Below are 16147 nucleotides of genomic sequence, written 5' to 3' on the forward strand. Positions count from 1 at the left end.
GGCCGTGGAGGTGCGGTTGGGACGGGAATGAGCCGGTTTGCCGGGAACTGACGCCCACCTGAGTAGCCAGTCTGCTCACCACGTTCCCGGACCCCCGCCATGTCTCGACTTCCCTCTGTTCGCTTTGTTGTCGGTGCCCTCGCGCTATTGGGCGCTATTGCCTGCGGTGGCGGTGATTCGCCCAGCGGACCCAAAACGCCGACGCCGACTCCTACGCCAACGCCGACCGTGCAGTCGGTGGTCGTGTCTCCGGCTACGGCCACGCTCGTCGCCGCGGGCGCGACCACGGCACTCACCTCAGACGTCCGACTGTCGAATGGCACGTCGGGGTCGCAGGCGGTGACCTGGAGCTCCTCCACCCCAACCGTGGCGACGGTGTCGACGGCGGGCGTCGTAACGGCAGTCGCTTCCGGTACCGCGACGATCACCGCGGCGGTCGGCGCCGTGACCGGCACCGCGACGATTACCGTCGCCATTCCGTTCGTACAGTCCATCACGGTCACGCCAGCCACGAACACGCTCGCCTCCTTCGGTGCGACCACGCAGGTCGCAGCGGCCGTGATGATGTCCAACGGCGTCGCCGGCACCCAAACACCAACCTGGACGTCGTCAAATCCGGCGGTAGCGACGGTGACTGCGGGCACGGTGACGGCGGTGTCGAATGGCACGACCACGATCACGGCCACGGTTGGAACGGTCTCCGGTACAGCGACGGTCACGGTGGCGCAGGTCGTGGCGTCGGTGCGACTACTGCCGACTGACACGGTGATGAAGACGGCCGGTCCACTGCGTGCCAGCGCACTCGACGCGCGCGGCAACGTGATCGCCAATGCGCCGATCGTATGGACTGCGGTAAATCCCGGGCTTGCCACCGTGAGCCAGACCGGTGCCGTGACCCCACTCAACCCCGGCGTGGCGCGCATGCGCGTGAGTTCGGGCGCGTTTCAGGCCACATCCATCGTGCGCAGCATCGCGAACATCGTGCGCTTGAGCGACATGACGCCGCTGTTCGAGTACACGGCGTCGGCCGGACAGCGTCGTGCCTATTCCGAGATCAGCCAGAGCAATGCGGACGCGCGCGCCATTCTGATGGGGCAAGTCTGGAGCTACCTCGAAACCGTCCTTCCCTTGAGCGGCTCGGCTTCGACCGACATGTTCTTCAGCACGTGGCCGGAGATCTGGCTCGAGGTGTCCCCTTTCTGCGGCGGGATTCTGTTCGCCAATCAGGATGTCTATCAGGGCTGCAACTCACCGACGTGGACCCATTGGGTGGTCCCCTCGGGAACCGACTTCTACCACATCACGCGCTGGCTGTCGCGGCAGTTTCTGTTGTCGTCGATGACGCGCGTCGCGGAATTTCCGTGGTTCTTGGGCGGCTACACGCAGTGGCTGGCCGGCGGGTCGTTCCAAGGGGCGGCGATCACTGGCAGCCCGCTGCGAGCGAGTATCCAGGACTTCCGCACCGGCGACGCGCAGGGGTTCCTGGTGCCGATCGACACCCTCGTGCGGACCTCCAACGCTCGCTTTTTCGAGAACCTGCCGCAGCGCACCCCGGTGGCGATACGGCAGGCGCAGAGCAGCCTGTTCCTGGCGTATCTGAACCGCGACTATCCGCTCGTGATTCCCGCGATTCTGGCACGCATTCGCGCCACGCCGGGCAACGCGTTCACGAATGACATGCTGATCGCCGAGATCCAGGACCGGACCGGCCGCACGCTGGCGCAGCTCGAGCCCGCTTACTTGATCTACGCCAGAAGCCTGCAGCCGTAGCGAAAGTGTTGGTGACTGCGGATCTTTCCGGTTCGCAGTTACCGACACTTCTTTTGTTGCCCATTTTCGTTGCCCATCATGAACGTTTTCGACGCCATCGCCGCCCGCCGCTCCGTCCGCAAGTTCACCGATCGCACGCCCACGCAGGCGGAGCTGGAGCAGCTGCTGCAGGCGGCCGTGCTGGCGCCGAACCACCGCCTCACGAATCCGTGGCGCTTCTACGTGCTTGGCCCTGAGGCGCGGGCAGCCTACGGCCTGGCGCTGGGCAACCGCAAGGCGAAGAAGGCGACCGACGAGGCGCACGCCGAGACGATCCGTCGCAACACGAGCGACGAGCATCGCGCGCAGCCGTGCATGCTGTTGGTGGCGATGGTGCAGAACGAGAACGCCGAAATTCGCGAAGAAGACTACGCGTCGACGATGATGGCCACGCAGAACATCTGTCTGGCAGCGACCGCGATTGGACTCGGCACGCACATCCGTTCCGGCGCGATCATGGACGATCCGGCCGCACGCGCTGCGGGTGGTGTGCCCGAAGGCGAGAGGATCATCGCCGTGCTGACGGTCGGTGAGCCGCTGGAAACGCCCGAGGCCAAGGTGCGTCGCGCGGTGGCGGAAGTCACGCAGTGGCGCGACTGACACGAGCGGCAGTGCGCGTGTGATGGATGACAGGCAAGGTCAGCGCGAAGGTGCGCTGGCCTTTTGCTGTGACGGATCGTGAAAAGCGTAACCGCGGATCACGCGGATAGGGCGCTGATGCTCGCACACGCCGCCGTCGCCAGTGGATGCGACTGCTGTTCAATTCTTGAAATGAACAGCGCATGACGCGCGCGATCCTTGACACTCGCCACGGCGAATCCGCGCAACGTCCGCGAAATCCGCGGTCAGGCTGTTCGATGACCCTCACAAGAAAGGCCAGCGCACACTCTGCGCTGGCCTTTCAAATCCCAATCACAACCGCGACTACATCCGACCCAGCACCCATCCCGGAAGCACGGCGAGTACCAGCGTGCCCACGAGGCACAGCACACCCGCCGCGCGCGCCATACCACCCGCACGCTGCTCACTCGGCGCCGCTTCACCAGCCGTCATGAACAGCAACTGAATCACACGCAGGTAGAAGTAGATGCCGAGGTAGCTGCCCACGAGGCCGAGCACAGCATATGTGGTGTAACCCGCCGCCACGACGTTCTTGAAGATCAGGAACTTGGCGGCGAAGCCCGGGAACGGCGGCAAGCCGGCCAGCGACAGCATCGCGATGGCGATCATCGCTGCCGCAAACGGGTTGCGATGATACAGCCCCTTGAGCGCGTCGAGCGAATCACGCTGCTCGTCGCTGTCGTTCTGCGGCATGACCGCGAATGCCAGCAGGTTTACCACCGAATATGCCACCACATAAAACAGCACCGCCTGCATGCGCCCTTCAGCATCGCCCAGGAACGCGTAGAACAGGTAGCCCGCGTGCGCGATGGAGGAATACGCGATCATACGACGGAAACTCTGCTGCTTGATCGCCGCCAGGTTGCCCCACACGATCGACACCAGCGGCAGCACCAGCAGCAGGTCGACCAGCGGCCCCGTGACATTCGCGCCGGCGAACAAACGCACCGCGGCGAGCAGCACGGCGCCCTTGGTCAGCGTGGCCATGTAGGCCGTGACCGGGATGCTCGCGCCCTCGTACGTGTCGGGCGCCCACGCGTGGAACGGCACGACGGCGGCCTTCAAGAACAACGCCAGCAGCAAGAGCACGACGGCCGTGCGCGTCATGATATCGCTCGAGGCCAGAGCCGCGCCGAAGACATCGACGCCCATCGAGCCTGTCGCACCGTACAGCAGCGACACGCCCATGAGGAACGTGGCCGACGCCGCGCCGCTGAGTACGAGGTACTTGAACGCCGATTCCGCACTCTGTGGGCGACGGAAGGCCAACAGCACCAGCGCATACACCGGCATCGCCAAAAGCTCGAGGCCTAAGAACATCACGAGGAAGCTGTCGGCCGACGGCAGCAGACAGAGGCCGTACAGCGATGACAGCAGCAGGATCGAGAACTCACCGTCGCTGAACTCTGTGCGCGACATGAGCAGGACGGGCACGGCGAGGGCGAGCAAGGCACCCTTGGCCATCAGTATGGCTGGTGTGACCGAGAACTGACCGGCGAACGGTGCGGCCGCGTACGGCACGTTCGACAACCAGAATGCCGCGGCCGACGACGCGATGACGGCACCCAGCGCCACCCACAACGCCGACCGCGATCCACGTCCAAGCACTTCCATGATGATCACCAGCACGATGCCGCCGAGCAGGAGGTGCTCGGGGAGCATCGCCAACAGCGCGTCCTGCGCATTCACTGACGAGGTCATCGCGGGATTCACGGCGTCACCCCCACCATCGGAGAGGCTGCCGGCGTGCGCGACGTCGTCACCAACGACTGATATGTCTTGGCCGCCAGCTCAGTCTTTTGCAACGCGCCGTCCGGGAAGAGGCCAAGCGCGAACACGGCGATCGTGAGCAGCCCGAGAATGCTCTTCTCGCGCAGTGACAGGTCCAGCAATGGATGTTCGGCCGACTGGTGCGGCGCTTTGACTTCGCCGAACAGGAAGGTGAGCGCGAAGCGCAACATGTACATCGCGCCGAGTACTACGCCGGTGACCGCCACTGAGGCGAGCACCAACGGCAGGTTGTTGCCGTCGAGATGCGCCGGCCACGCCGCCGTGAAGGCGCCCATGAGAGCGAGGAACTCACCGGTGAAGCCGCTGGTGGTGGGCAATCCCACCGACGCCAGCGTGAAGATCATGAAGAACACCGAGTACACCGGGAGCAGGCGGGCCAGACCGCCGTACGCGGCGAGCTCGCGCGTGTGGCAGCGATCGTAGATCATGCCGACCAGCAGGAACAAGCCGGCCGCCACGAGTCCGTGGCTCACCATCTGAATGATCGCGCCCTGAATGCCTACCAGCTCGAGACTGAGCAGCCCCAGCATCACGTAGCCCAGGTGACTGATCGACGAATACGCGATGATCTTCTTGATGTCGGTCTGCACGAGGGCGAGACAGGCGCCGTACACGATGCTGATCACCGCCAGCGTCATCAGCAGCGGCGTGAAGGCGCGCGCGGCGTCGGGAAAGAGCGGGAAGCCGAGCTTCATGAAGCCGTACGTGCCCATCTTGAGGAGCACGCCGGCCAGAATCACCGAGCCCGCCGTGGGCGCTTCCACGTGCGCATCAGGGAGCCACGTGTGCAGCGGCACCATCGGCACCTTGATCGCGAACGACAGCGCGAAGGCACCCAGCAAAATCGTTTGTACCGACAGCGGCAACTGCGTCTGATACAGGTCAGCGAAGGCGAACGACAGCACACCGCTGCTCTGCTGCATCGACTGCACGAGATAGATCACGGCGGCCAGCATGAGAATGCTGCCGAAGGCCGTATACAGCACGAACTTGAGCGTCGCGTACACGCGCCGCGCGCCGCCCCACATGCCGATGATCAGGAACATGGGGATCAGCATCGCTTCCCAGAAGAGGTAGAACAGGAAGAGATCCTGCGCGACGAACGCGCCCATCATGGCGAACTGCAGCAGCAGCACCATGACGTGGAAGAGCGGCACATCCTGCTTGATCGACGTCCACGCGCCCAGCACCACGATCGGACCCAGGAACGCCGTGAGCAGCACGAGCAGGATGTTGAAGCCGTCGAGCCCGATCAGATACGACACGCCCCACTGGCCAATCCACGGCAGCTGGGTGGCGAACTGCAGCCCTGCTGCGGTGGCGTCGAACTGGAGATACAGCACGGTGGCGAGGGCGAACTGCACCGTCATCACGGCGACGCTGATTGTGCGTGACAGCCCGTCGTTCGCGCGGGCCGCCAGCAAGACCAGCCCCACCCCTATGATCGGCAGCCACAGGACAAGATTCAGCAGCATCGGTCCCATCGTGAACTCAGACATGACGCCAGCTCCAGAGCAGGGCGCCCACGATGCCGACCATCACCAACAAGGCGTACAGGTGCAGGCTGCCGGTCTGTACGCGACTGAGCACACCCGCCGTACGCTGGGCGAGTGACGCCAATCCGTTCAGCGAGCCGTCCAGCAGCATCTTGTCACCGCCGCGCAGCAGCACGACGTCGGAGAACCAGGCCAACGGCTTCACGATCATGCGATCGTACAGTTCGTCGACGAAATACTTGCCCGACAGCAGTCGGTGAACTGGCAGCAGCGCCTGTTTGATGCCTTCAGGGCGCGCCGCCGGACCACCGAACATGAATGCCGCGATTCCGAGTCCGGCGAAGGCCAGCACGATCGACACGATCAGCAGCGGCTCCTTATACTGCTCGAGGCTATCCACGACCGGCGGCAGGGGAATTTGCGCCTCGAGGAAGTGCGGAATCGCGATATAGCCACCGCCCGCCGACAACAGCGCGAGCAGCATCAACACGCCGGTCATCGACATCGGCGACTCGTGCACATGGTGCTCCACCTCGTGGCTCATGCGCGAGGCGCCCATGAACGTGAGCCACAACAGGCGGAACATGTAGAAGGCCGTCATCAGCGCCGTCAGCGCGGCCATGCCCCAGAGCCACGGTGCGCCGCCCTTCGTACTGGCGAAGGCGTACCAGAGGATCTCGTCTTTCGAGAAGAAGCCTGCCAACCCCGGAATGCCGGCAATCGCCGCCGTCGCGACGGCGAAGGTCCAGAAGGTGAGCGGAATCTTGTTGCGCAGACCGCCCATCTTGCGGATATCCTGTTCGCCGCCGAGCGCGTGAATCACGCTACCCGCACCGAGGAACAGACACGCCTTGAAGAAGGCATGCGTGACGACGTGAAAGATCGCCACGCCGTAGGCGCCGACGCCGAGCGCCAGGAACATGAAGCCTAGCTGCGACACGGTGGAGTAGGCGAGCACCTTCTTGATGTCGGTCTGCACCAGCGCCACCGTGGCGGCGAAGAACGCCGTCAGCACACCGACCACGGCGATCACGTGCGAGGCCTCGGGCGCCATCATGTAGATGCCCGACATGCGCGTCGTGAGATACACACCCGCCGTGACCATGGTAGCGGCGTGGATCAGCGCCGACACCGGGGTCGGGCCGGCCATGGCGTCGGGGAGCCACACGTACAGCGGAATCTGCGCCGACTTGCCGGTGGCACCGACGAACAGCAGCAGGCCCACCAGGCTGGCTGGCACGAGCATCGCCGCGCCGGTGCCGCTCACGAACGCGCCGTTGATCGTGTCCATGTCGAGCGTGCCGAAGGCGCGATACAACAGGAACATGCCCAGCAGGAAGCCGGCATCACCGATGCGGTTGGTGATGAACGCCTTGCGGCCGGCCTTGGCGTTGGTGAGATCGTCGAACCAGAAGCCGATGAGGAGGTACGACGCCATTCCCACGCCTTCCCAACCCACGAACAGCACGAGCATGGAACGACCGAGCACCAGCAGCAGCATGAAGAACAGGAAGAGATTCAGGTACGCGAAGAAGCGCCCGAAGCTCTTGTCGTCGTGCATGTAGCCGGTGGAATAGATGTGGATCACCGATCCGACACCCGTGACCACCAGCGTCATGATCGCGCTGAGGCGATCGAAGTAGAACGCGATCTCGAACGACGACGAGCCGATCAGCGCCCAGCGATAGAGCGGCTCGACGATCGGCGTATAGCCACCGCCCTGCAGGTCGAAGAATGCCTTGATCGTGAGCGCGAACGCCGCGATCGGAAAGGCGCAGCCGATGATGCCGGCGGCGCGCTCGCTGGCGCGGTGGCCGCCGAGCGCCGTGGCAAAGAATCCATTGAACAGAAAGCCGACGAGAGGCAGCAGGGCGATGAGCGCCAGCGTATGAGGCATGCGGCTCAACCCTTGAGATCAGCGTAACGATCGATGTCCATCGAGCGCTTGAAGCGCACGAGCAGCAGGACGATCGGAATGGCCAGTGCGATTTCCGCGGTGGCCACGACGAACACCAGGAACACCAGCACGGCGCCCGCGGCATCGCCGCGTTGCTGCGAGAAGGTGACCAGGCTGAGATTCACGCCGTTCAGCATGAGCTCCATGCACATCAGCATGACCAGCGCATTGCGGCGCACGATCACGCCCAGCAGGCCGAGCGAGAAGAGCGCGCCGGAGAGCACGAGCAACAGCTGCACCTTATCCATTGGCCCGTCCCTGCGCTCGGCGGCTCACCTTGATCACGGCCAGCGCGGCGACGATCACCGCCACCAGAAACACCGACGTGAGCTCGAACTCCAGCCAGTACTGCGATAGAAACGCGGTAGAGAACTGCGTCAGGCTGAACGGCGCGGCACCCGGTGCCGTGAGGACCTCGGCCGAACTGCGGTACACACTGATTCCCAACACACCCACCAGCGCCGCGAAGCCCATGACACCGGGCACGAGCCAGCGAGAAAATCGCGCATTGCCTGGCGCCTCGCGCACCTCGAGCAACATGATCACGTACACCATGAAGACCATCACCGCGCCGACGTAGATCAGCACTTGGAAGGCGGCGATGAAGTGCACGCCCAGCAATCCATAGATGCCACCCAGCATGACCATGCTCGTGATCAGCGCCAGCGCAACGCGCATGGGCTCACGAATCACGAGCATCAGCACGGCCGAGATGAGCGCGATGACGCCCATCAGGCCCAGAATCAGTGTGTCGATGACTCGCGCCCTCGCATAATGCTGTCGCTGACCTTCAAAGCAACCGGCTTCGGTGGATAGGGCTTGAGCACGTCCTGCTTCGGATTCCAGGTCAGCATCTCATCCATCGTGAGCCACATGTTGTAGCGATCGCCCGACACGAGGTTGGGGATGTCCTGTTCCATGCGGATGGCATCCTCCGGACAGGCCTCGACACACAGGCCGCAGAACACGCAGCGCGAATAGTCGATCTCAAAGCGGATCGGCGACTTGGGATGCGCCGGATCGTTGATGTCGAAGGCGGACTCGATCTCGATCACCTTCGCGGGGCACACGGTCGCGCACATGTTGCACGCGATACACTGCGGCGACCCGTCGGGACGCTGTGTAAGGATATGCTTGCCGCGGTTCGCCGGCGCAAAATCCGCGCGCTTCTCTTCGGGATAGTACGTGGTGACGGCGCCACGACGGCCGGTGATCCACTTGCCCATGTTACGCAGGAAGATCCCGGTCGTGATCGCCAGCCCGCGCAAAACTTCGGGCAAGTACGCCTTCTCCCACCACGTCATGGTGGGCTCGTTCCAGTACTGCTTCCGCGCGTACTTCACGGTGCGCACAACAGGCGGAGCCGGGGGCTTCACGTCGGGCTTGATCGGCGTGGTCACTGGCCACCCCCCATCAGCCACATGGCCACGGCGGTCACCACCAGATTCGCCAGCGACAACGGCAACAGCATCTTCCACGCGAACGACAGCATCTGGTCATACCGGAAACGGGGCAGTGACCAGCGGATCTGGATCTGGATCACGCACATCAGGAAGACCTTGGCCAGGAAGCCGAGCATCTGCAGCGGCACCACCAGCCCGTGACTGAGCGCCACCGCATGGCCGCCGGGAAACAGGAAGCCGGCGTCGCTCATGAACGGCAGGTTGTAGCCACCCAGAAACAGCGTGGTGAACAGCGCGCCCACGATCGCGATCTGAATGAACTCGGCGAACATGAAGAGACCCATCTTCATGGCGCTGTATTCGGTGTAGTAGCCGGCGATCAGCTCCGACTCCGCCTCAGGCAGGTCGAACGGGATACGCTTGTTCTCGGCGATCGCCGCCGTGAGAAACAGGAACGCCGCAAAGGGCTGCATGAACACGCCCCACTTGGGCAGCACCCCCAGCATCACACCCGACTGCTGACGCACGATCGCGCCCAGATCGACGGTGCCGTACACGAGAATCAGGCCCATGATGGTGAGGGCCATGACCAGCTCGTACGAAATCATCTGCGAACCGGCCCGCAGTCCGCCCAGGAGCGAGAACTTGTTCTCCGAGCTCCAGCCGGCCAGCATCGTGCCGATGATCGTGAGTCCGCTGAAGGCAAAGACAATCAGAATACCGGCGTCGAGCTGCGCGATCTGCAGCGGGTACGTGCGGCCACCGAACCACGAGGCCAGCGACGGAAACAGCTGGGCCGGATCGAGCGTGCCGCCGAACGGAATCACGGCGAACACCAGCAGCACCGGCGCGAACACGATGAACGGCGCCAGGAAGTAGCCCAGCGCGTCGTGCGTCTTCGGCTTGAAGTTCTCCTTGAGGAGCATCTTCAGGCCATCGGCCATGCCATGAAAGAGTCCCAGCCACACCAGCTTGATGTTGGTGAACGGGATCTTGATGTAGGCGCGGTTGGCGCCGATCCGGTCTGACATCACGGCGGCCTGCTTGCGCTCCACCCACGTGAGTAACCCGCCGAAGCTGAGCAGCACGACGATGGCATACGTGATGAAGACCAGCGACACGACGAGATCGGGCATGAACACGTTCATGCGCCCGACGCGGCGGAGAGCGCGGCGAACAGGGCCTCAGCGTGCACGATGCTGGGCTTCACGGGAAAGCACGCTTCGAACGGCGTGACCACGCCGTTGAAGTTCGTGTAGTGACCGCTTCGTTCGGTCTGCACGCTGATGGGAATGAACACATCGGCCGCTGCGTTGGCGGCATGCGCGTACGAATCGAGGCGGATCACCTTCGCCCCCGACGGGACCAACGCGCTGTCGAAGCCTTCACCCCACACCAGCACCACGTCGCTATCGGCCGACAGGGCATCACTCACGCGCTCGGGAAGCGCCGAATACAGCGCAAGCGCCGCCTTGCGATTGGGATTCTTGTCGGGCTTGATGAGTAGATGATCCTCGAGCACTTCGCCGGGGAGCGGCAGGTGATCGGCCTTCACGAAGCCCGGCACCGTGGTGCCGAACGCAGTATGGAACGCCGTCAACTCCTCGTTTGACCCCCAGCTCGACACGATCGCCACCGGCTTGCGTGCTGCGGCAATCAGCTGCTTCGCGGCGGCGATCGCGACACCCAACTCCACCGGCGCGCCGTGCTGCATCGACTGCTCCGCGCGCGGTCGTTCGAACAGATGCGCGAGATCACGGGCTTTATTGCAGACCCAGAGGCCGTTCACCTCGGGATTCTCGTGCGGTGTGACTCGATCGATCGTCGTATTCAACCGCGGATCGAGCGCGTTCAGCTTCCACTCGTGCTTGCGGTGCCACACATCGATGCTGCAGCCGCGCTCGCACCCTGGGCACACCGACGGCGTGGCCTGCAGGTACCACACGCGCGCATGATTCATCAGCTCGGTGGACAGCAGCGCACCCACCGGGCAGAGGTCGATCACGTTGTCGGAGTAGACGTCGAGGTTGAAGTCGGCGTCCTCGGCGGGACGGATCAGCGCATGATCGCCGCGGTTCACGGCGCCAAGCGCCTTCGAGCCCGACACTTCGTTTGTGAAGCGGACGCAGAGCGTGCACATGATGCACCGCTCGTTGTCCAGCATGATGCGATCGGACAGCGGGAAGAACTTCGTGGCGTGCGTTTTCGGATCGCGCGACTTCGACGCAGCGCCGTTCAACTCGTAGTGATAATCCTGCAGCAGACACTCACCCGACTTGTTGCAGACGCCACAATCAACCGGGTGGTTGAGCGTGATGAACTGCATTGTATCCTGATTGAGCGTCTTGATCTTCTCCGACTTGGTCAGGACGCGCATGCCGGCGGTGACGGGCATGTTGCAGGCGATATCGAACCACGGGTCGCCCGAGTCTTGCTCGATCTCCACCATGCAGATGCGGCAGTTGCCGGGCACCGACAACTGCGGATGCCAGCAGAAGTGCGGGATCTCCACGCCGTTGGCACGCGCCGCCTGAATCACGGTTTGCCCGTCTTCCGCCTGCATCGGTACGCCATCGATGGCGAAGTCGAGCATCTTCTTGCTCACGAGGCGGCTCCGACCAGCGCATTCGCGAATGGAGACGTCGCGAACGGGTCTTCCACGGTCAGGTTGCCGTCATACATGGAGCGTCCGTTCGTGATGTAGTACTCGAACTCCTCACGGTAGTGATCGAGGATGGCCGAACAGGCGTAACCCGCCGAGTCACCGAGACTGCAGATGGTGGTGCCGTCGTTCGCCTCGGAGATCTTGTAGAGCTGGTCGATGTCCTCGGGGCGTCCACCGCCGGCCACGATGCGATTCAGGATGCGCTCCATCCAGCCCATACCCTGACGGCACGGTGTGCACTGCCCGCACGACTCGTGGTGGTAGAAGCGCTGAATGACCGCCGCCAGACGCACCATGCAGGTGCCTTCGGCGATCGCGATCATGCCTCCCGAGCCAACCTGCGAACCCGCCGCCACCGCCGAGTTGTGATCGAGCGTGACGCCTTCGATCGCGCTCGCGCTGAGCAGCTTGGTGGACACGCCGCCCGGAATGATGCACTTGAGCGCCTTCCCGTTCTGCATGCCACCGCAATCCTCGTAGATGAACTTCGTCCACGAGTATCCGTACTCGACCTCGTAGACGCCCGGCTTCGCGATATGGCCGGAAATCGAGATCATCTGCGTGCCCGGGCTCTTGGCCGTGCCCACCTTCCTGAACTCCGCCGAACCGAGGCGGAGGATCACCGGCACGTTCGCCAGCGTTTCCACGTTGTTCACGACCGTGGGCTTCTGGTACAGCCCCTTCACCGTGAGACGCGGCGGACGATTGCGCGGCCAGCCCTTCTTGCCTTCGAGCGACGCCAGCATGGCCGACGCCTCGCCGCACACATACGAGCCGGCACCGCGATACAGCACCACGTCGAGCGAATAGCCGGTGCCGAGGATATTCTCGCCCAGCAGTCCGGCCGCGTACGCCTCTTCGATGGACTCGGCCATGCGACGATGCGCCAGATCGAATTCGCCGCGAATGTAGATGAAGGCGTGACGTCCCTCCAGCGCGTACGAGCCGATGATCAGCCCTTCGAGCGCCATGTGCGGCACGCACTCCATGAGCCAGCGATCCTTGAAGGTGCCCGGCTCGCCTTCGTCGGCATTCATGCAGACGTAGTGCGGCTCGCCGTCACCCAGCTTGACCACGCCCCACTTGCGACCGGCCGGGAAGGCGGCGCCGCCGTGGCCCAACAGGCCCGCTGCCGCGACTTCCTTGGTCACGTCAGTCGGCGTCATGCTCAGCGCCTTTTCCAACGCCTGATAGCCGAAGCGCGTGCGATACTCGGCGAGCGTGTGCGACGTGTCGGTAACGGGGAAGTTCATGAAGAATTTCACGATGTCCCCCTCAACTCAGTAAGCAACGCGTCGACCGACGCCGGCGTCAGATTCTCGTAGAAGGCATCGCCCACCATCATCATCGGTGCCGTGCCGCACGACGCCAGGCATTCCACCGTGGTCAGCGTGAACTGCCCGTCGGCGGAGGTCTCGCCCGGCTTGATGCCGAGTCGTCCGCACAGATGCTTCACCAACCCTTCCGCGCCGCGCAGCGAACAGCTCACGTTGTGGCACACCTGGATGTGGTGCGTGCCCAGCGGCACGCGCGTGAACTGCGTGTAGAAGGCGACAACTTCATCGATCTGCGTGCGCGGCACACCGAGGTACGCGGTGAGATCGGAGATATCTTCGTCGGCGATGTAGCCGCGCTCTTCTTGAATGCGACGGAGCGCGGGAATCGAGAGCGAACCGTCGAAGCCGGCCGGATAGCGGCGCTTCCACTGTTCGAACTCGGGGATCAGACGTTGTACGAGACCGGTCATCGGTCGCACTCCCCACCGATCATGTTCACGGAGCCGAACGTCGTGACGATGTCGGCGAGTTGATAGCCATCGAGCATGCGGTGGACGCCACCCATATGCACGAAGCTGGGCGACCGTACATGCACTTTGTGCGGCGTGCCGCCACCGGTGCTCACGAGGAAGAATCCGAGCTCTCCGTTGGGCGCTTCGTGCGCCAGATAGATCTCGCCCGCCGGCACCGACGGGCCTTCCATGACGAGCTTGAAGTGGTTGATCAACGATTCAATCTCGTTGTACACGAGCGTCTTCTCGGGAAACACGCAACGGCGATCGTCCAAGTTGATCGGACCTTCGGGCATCATGTCCATGAGCTGACGGATCATGTACACCGACTCGTCCATCTCGCGCATGCGCACGTAGTACCGATCGTAGTTGTCGCCGTTGATTCCGACCGGTACGTCGAAGTCGAGCTCGGCGTACGCCAGATACGGCGTGTCCTTTCGCAGGTCGCGCGGCACGCCGGTACTGCGCAGGATCACGCCGGTGAAGCCCCAGTGCAGCGCGTCGGCGGTGCTGATCGTGCCTACGTTGCGCAACCGGTCGATGAAGATGCGATTGCGATCGACCAGGCCGTGCACACGCTCGATATACGTCTCGTACTCGGCCAGGATCTCGTGCAGGCGCGCGAACCAGCCATCGGGCACGTCGTTGGCGAGTCCGCCGATGCGGCCGTACGAGTACGTTACGCGCGCACCGGTGAGCGCGGCGAGATGCTCGTACATGAAGTCGCGCACCGTGACGAGATACAGGAACGCCGTCATGGCGCCAAGCTCCATGAGACTCGCCGCCACGCACGTGAGGTGGTCGGTGATGCGTGAGTACTCGGAGAGGAGCGTGCGCAGGTACTTCGTACGCGGCGTGATCTCGATACCCATCATCTGTTCCACGGCATCGCAATACGCGAAGTCGTTGATCAGCGCCGAGCAGTAGTTCAGGCGGTCGACGTACGGAATGAGATTGTGCCAGGTGTGATCCTCGCACTCTTTCTCGAACCCGCGATGCAGATAGCCGCAGTGCACGTCGGTGCGAAGCACCTTCTCGCCATCGAGCTCGGCGATGATCTGCACCGTGCCGTGCGTCGCGGGGTGCGACGGTCCGATGTTGACGATGACGGTGTCGTCGCGCTCGTGTGTGGTGAAGGCGGAGCGGACCGGATTCGGGATGCTAGCGGACAAGGGTACCCTGCGGCGGACGGTAGGGGACCAGCGGCTGCTCCAGCTGCTTGGGGTAGTCTTTGCGCAGCGGATGTCCCGAAAAACCTTCGTACAGCAGAATGGGGCGCAGGTCGTCGTTGCCGCGGAACACGATGCCGTACATGTCGTGGCACTCGCGCTCCATGTACCCGGCCGATCCGAACAGCGACGTCAGCGTGTCCACGGTGGGATCGCTTGCACTCACGCGCGTTTTCAGCCGGACGCGCACCTTGTGCGTCGTCGAGTAGAAGTGGTGCACGACCTCGAAACGGAGCGCGTCGTCGGGCCAATCGATGGCGGTGACGTCGAGAAAGAGGTCGAACGCGAACTGCGACTTCAGGCGTTCGGCCACCGGCAGCAGTGCCGCCGGCTCGAGGTGCAGTACCAGCACGCCATGCTGCACACCATGCGACTCGATGCCGGTGCTCGGCGCAAACTGCTGCTCCACGAGATCGAGAAACGGTGTGGTCACGATCAGAACGACTCGTTCACGATGAGATGCTTGCCGTTGGCGATCTTTTCCTGCAGTTGCATGATGCCATCGATCACCATTTCGGGGCGCGGCGGACATCCCGGCACGTACACGTCCACCGGGATGATGCGATCGATGCCGGGCAGCGAGGCGTAATTCTGATAGAAGCCGCCTGATGTTGCGCACACGCCGAAGGCCATGACCCACTTCGGCTCGCACATCTGCTCGTACACTTTCAGAAGAATCGGCGCCTGCTTCTGCGTGACCGTCCCGACCACCATGAGCAGATCGGCTTGACGGGGCGAGAAACGGGGCAGGGCGGCGCCAAAGCGGTCGGTGTCGTAGGCCGAGGCACTCACGGCCATGAACTCCATGGCGCAGCAGGCGGTCACGAACGGATACGGGAAGAGCGAGAACTTGCGTGCCCACCCCACCAGTTCGTCCTTCCGCGTGGTGAGATACTCGAACGACGCGGACTTGGTGTGCGCGGGCGCGTTCACGGACGCGTGCGCTGACGCAGCCGGCGCGCCGAGGGCGTCCACGATGGGAAGCGGTTTGCCGTACATGATTACTCCGTCACCGCTTCCAGAATGCGCGCCTTGTAGACGTACAGCAGGCTGATGACCAGCAGAAAGATGAACAGCGCCAGCGTGAACATCAGGAACCCCGAGAGCGGTCGAGCGCCAAGAGCCCAGACGAACAGGAACATCGTCTCGAGGTCGAACAGGATGAAAATGATGGCCACCGCGTAGTACTTGATGGGCACCGCTTTCACGTTCACGAAATCCACCGGCGTCGCACCACATTCGAAGGGCTCGAACTTGGTGCTCGTCATCGCCGGCTTGGGGCCGAGCCACGCGTTCAGCGTGAGCACCAGCCCCAGAAATCCGACGATCGCCAGCAGATACAGCAGGAAGGTGATGTAAGGGCTCATCGTACGTGCAAACTAGCGCC

16 protein-coding genes are annotated in these 16147 nt (G+C 63.5%); 2 read left to right on the forward strand and 14 right to left on the reverse strand.

The window, feature by feature from the left end:
* The first annotated feature begins 99 nt into the window (after positions 1 to 99).
* Together HKW67_RS18205 and HKW67_RS18210 are read left to right on the forward strand one after the other, a co-directional pair.
* Complete coding sequence (locus HKW67_RS18205) at positions 100 to 1770, forward strand: Ig-like domain-containing protein (protein ID WP_171226737.1); 1671 nt, start codon at positions 100 to 102, stop codon at positions 1768 to 1770.
* Between the two features lie 78 nt (positions 1771 to 1848).
* On the forward strand, positions 1849 to 2409 hold the full coding sequence (locus HKW67_RS18210; RefSeq protein ID WP_171226738.1) for a nitroreductase family protein: 561 nt from the start codon (positions 1849 to 1851) through the stop codon (positions 2407 to 2409).
* A 324-nt stretch (positions 2410 to 2733) separates the two neighbouring features.
* On the opposite strand, the gene HKW67_RS18215 is transcribed toward HKW67_RS18210, so the two are convergent.
* The 14 genes from HKW67_RS18215 to HKW67_RS18280 form a co-directional block, all read right to left on the reverse strand.
* Complete coding sequence (locus HKW67_RS18215) at positions 2734 to 4131, reverse strand: NADH-quinone oxidoreductase subunit N (RefSeq protein WP_171226739.1); 1398 nt, start codon at positions 4129 to 4131, stop codon at positions 2734 to 2736.
* 8 nt (positions 4132 to 4139) lie between these two features.
* Positions 4140 to 5720: a complex I subunit 4 family protein gene (locus tag HKW67_RS18220; protein WP_171226740.1), complete on the reverse strand. Its 1581-nt coding sequence runs from the start codon at positions 5718 to 5720 to the stop codon at positions 4140 to 4142.
* Complete coding sequence (gene nuoL, locus HKW67_RS18225; RefSeq protein WP_171226741.1) at positions 5713 to 7614, reverse strand: NADH-quinone oxidoreductase subunit L; 1902 nt, start codon at positions 7612 to 7614, stop codon at positions 5713 to 5715. The genes HKW67_RS18220 and nuoL overlap by 8 nt, the downstream gene beginning before the upstream one ends.
* Positions 7615 to 7619: 5 nt before the next feature.
* Complete coding sequence (gene nuoK, locus HKW67_RS18230) at positions 7620 to 7922, reverse strand: NADH-quinone oxidoreductase subunit NuoK (protein WP_171226742.1); 303 nt, start codon at positions 7920 to 7922, stop codon at positions 7620 to 7622.
* A complete protein-coding gene (locus HKW67_RS18235; RefSeq protein ID WP_171226743.1) occupies positions 7915 to 8406 on the reverse strand; it encodes an NADH-quinone oxidoreductase subunit J family protein in 492 nt (163 codons plus the stop codon). Before HKW67_RS18235 ends, nuoK begins: the two co-directional genes overlap by 8 nt.
* Positions 8407 to 8417: 11 nt before the next feature.
* Entirely contained in the window at positions 8418 to 9074 is a 657-nt protein-coding gene (locus HKW67_RS18240; RefSeq protein WP_230981055.1) for a 4Fe-4S binding protein, read from the reverse strand.
* Complete coding sequence (locus HKW67_RS18245; protein WP_171226744.1) at positions 9071 to 10225, reverse strand: complex I subunit 1/NuoH family protein; 1155 nt, start codon at positions 10223 to 10225, stop codon at positions 9071 to 9073. The genes HKW67_RS18240 and HKW67_RS18245 overlap by 4 nt, the downstream gene beginning before the upstream one ends.
* Positions 10222 to 11682 carry an NADH-quinone oxidoreductase subunit G gene (locus tag HKW67_RS18250; protein ID WP_171226745.1) on the reverse strand — a complete coding sequence of 487 codons (1461 nt, stop codon included), beginning with the start codon at positions 11680 to 11682 and terminating at the stop codon, positions 10222 to 10224. Before HKW67_RS18250 ends, HKW67_RS18245 begins: the two co-directional genes overlap by 4 nt.
* The gene (gene nuoF / locus HKW67_RS18255) at positions 11679 to 13007 is read right to left on the reverse strand and encodes an NADH-quinone oxidoreductase subunit NuoF (RefSeq protein WP_230981056.1); all 1329 of its coding nucleotides are present in this window, start codon (positions 13005 to 13007) and stop codon (positions 11679 to 11681) included. Before nuoF ends, HKW67_RS18250 begins: the two co-directional genes overlap by 4 nt.
* A complete protein-coding gene (gene nuoE, locus HKW67_RS18260) occupies positions 13004 to 13489 on the reverse strand; it encodes an NADH-quinone oxidoreductase subunit NuoE (protein ID WP_171226746.1) in 486 nt (161 codons plus the stop codon). The genes nuoF and nuoE overlap by 4 nt, the downstream gene beginning before the upstream one ends.
* Complete coding sequence (gene nuoD / locus HKW67_RS18265) at positions 13486 to 14703, reverse strand: NADH dehydrogenase (quinone) subunit D (RefSeq protein ID WP_171226747.1); 1218 nt, start codon at positions 14701 to 14703, stop codon at positions 13486 to 13488. Before nuoD ends, nuoE begins: the two co-directional genes overlap by 4 nt.
* The gene (locus HKW67_RS18270) at positions 14693 to 15193 is read right to left on the reverse strand and encodes an NADH-quinone oxidoreductase subunit C (RefSeq protein WP_230981057.1); all 501 of its coding nucleotides are present in this window, start codon (positions 15191 to 15193) and stop codon (positions 14693 to 14695) included. Before HKW67_RS18270 ends, nuoD begins: the two co-directional genes overlap by 11 nt.
* A 2-nt stretch (positions 15194 to 15195) precedes the next feature.
* On the reverse strand, positions 15196 to 15693 hold the full coding sequence (locus HKW67_RS18275; protein ID WP_171227742.1) for an NADH-quinone oxidoreductase subunit B: 498 nt from the start codon (positions 15691 to 15693) through the stop codon (positions 15196 to 15198).
* A 68-nt stretch (positions 15694 to 15761) separates the two neighbouring features.
* Positions 15762 to 16127: an NADH-quinone oxidoreductase subunit A gene (locus HKW67_RS18280; protein WP_171226749.1), complete on the reverse strand. Its 366-nt coding sequence runs from the start codon at positions 16125 to 16127 to the stop codon at positions 15762 to 15764.
* Between the last annotated feature and the right edge of the window lie 20 nt (positions 16128 to 16147).

The sequence above is a fragment of the Gemmatimonas groenlandica genome (genome assembly GCF_013004105.1).
GTDB lineage: Bacteria > Gemmatimonadota > Gemmatimonadetes > Gemmatimonadales > Gemmatimonadaceae > Gemmatimonas > Gemmatimonas groenlandica.

Coding starts and splice junctions, on each gene's coding strand:
- HKW67_RS18205 (WP_171226737.1), top strand. CDS start 100: ATGTCTCGACTTCCCTCTGTTCGCTTTGTTGTCGGTGCCCTCGCGCTA.
- HKW67_RS18210 (WP_171226738.1), top strand. CDS start 1,849: ATGAACGTTTTCGACGCCATCGCCGCCCGCCGCTCCGTCCGCAAGTTC.
- HKW67_RS18215 (WP_171226739.1), bottom strand. CDS start 4,131: ATGACCTCGTCAGTGAATGCGCAGGACGCGCTGTTGGCGATGCTCCCC.
- HKW67_RS18220 (WP_171226740.1), bottom strand. CDS start 5,720: ATGTCTGAGTTCACGATGGGACCGATGCTGCTGAATCTTGTCCTGTGG.
- nuoL (WP_171226741.1), bottom strand. CDS start 7,614: ATGCCTCATACGCTGGCGCTCATCGCCCTGCTGCCTCTCGTCGGCTTT.
- nuoK (WP_171226742.1), bottom strand. CDS start 7,922: ATGGATAAGGTGCAGCTGTTGCTCGTGCTCTCCGGCGCGCTCTTCTCG.
- HKW67_RS18235 (WP_171226743.1), bottom strand. CDS start 8,406: ATGGGCGTCATCGCGCTCATCTCGGCCGTGCTGATGCTCGTGATTCGT.
- HKW67_RS18245 (WP_171226744.1), bottom strand. CDS start 10,225: ATGAACGTGTTCATGCCCGATCTCGTCGTGTCGCTGGTCTTCATCACG.
- nuoE (WP_171226746.1), bottom strand. CDS start 13,489: ATGACCGGTCTCGTACAACGTCTGATCCCCGAGTTCGAACAGTGGAAG.
- HKW67_RS18280 (WP_171226749.1), bottom strand. CDS start 16,127: ATGAGCCCTTACATCACCTTCCTGCTGTATCTGCTGGCGATCGTCGGA.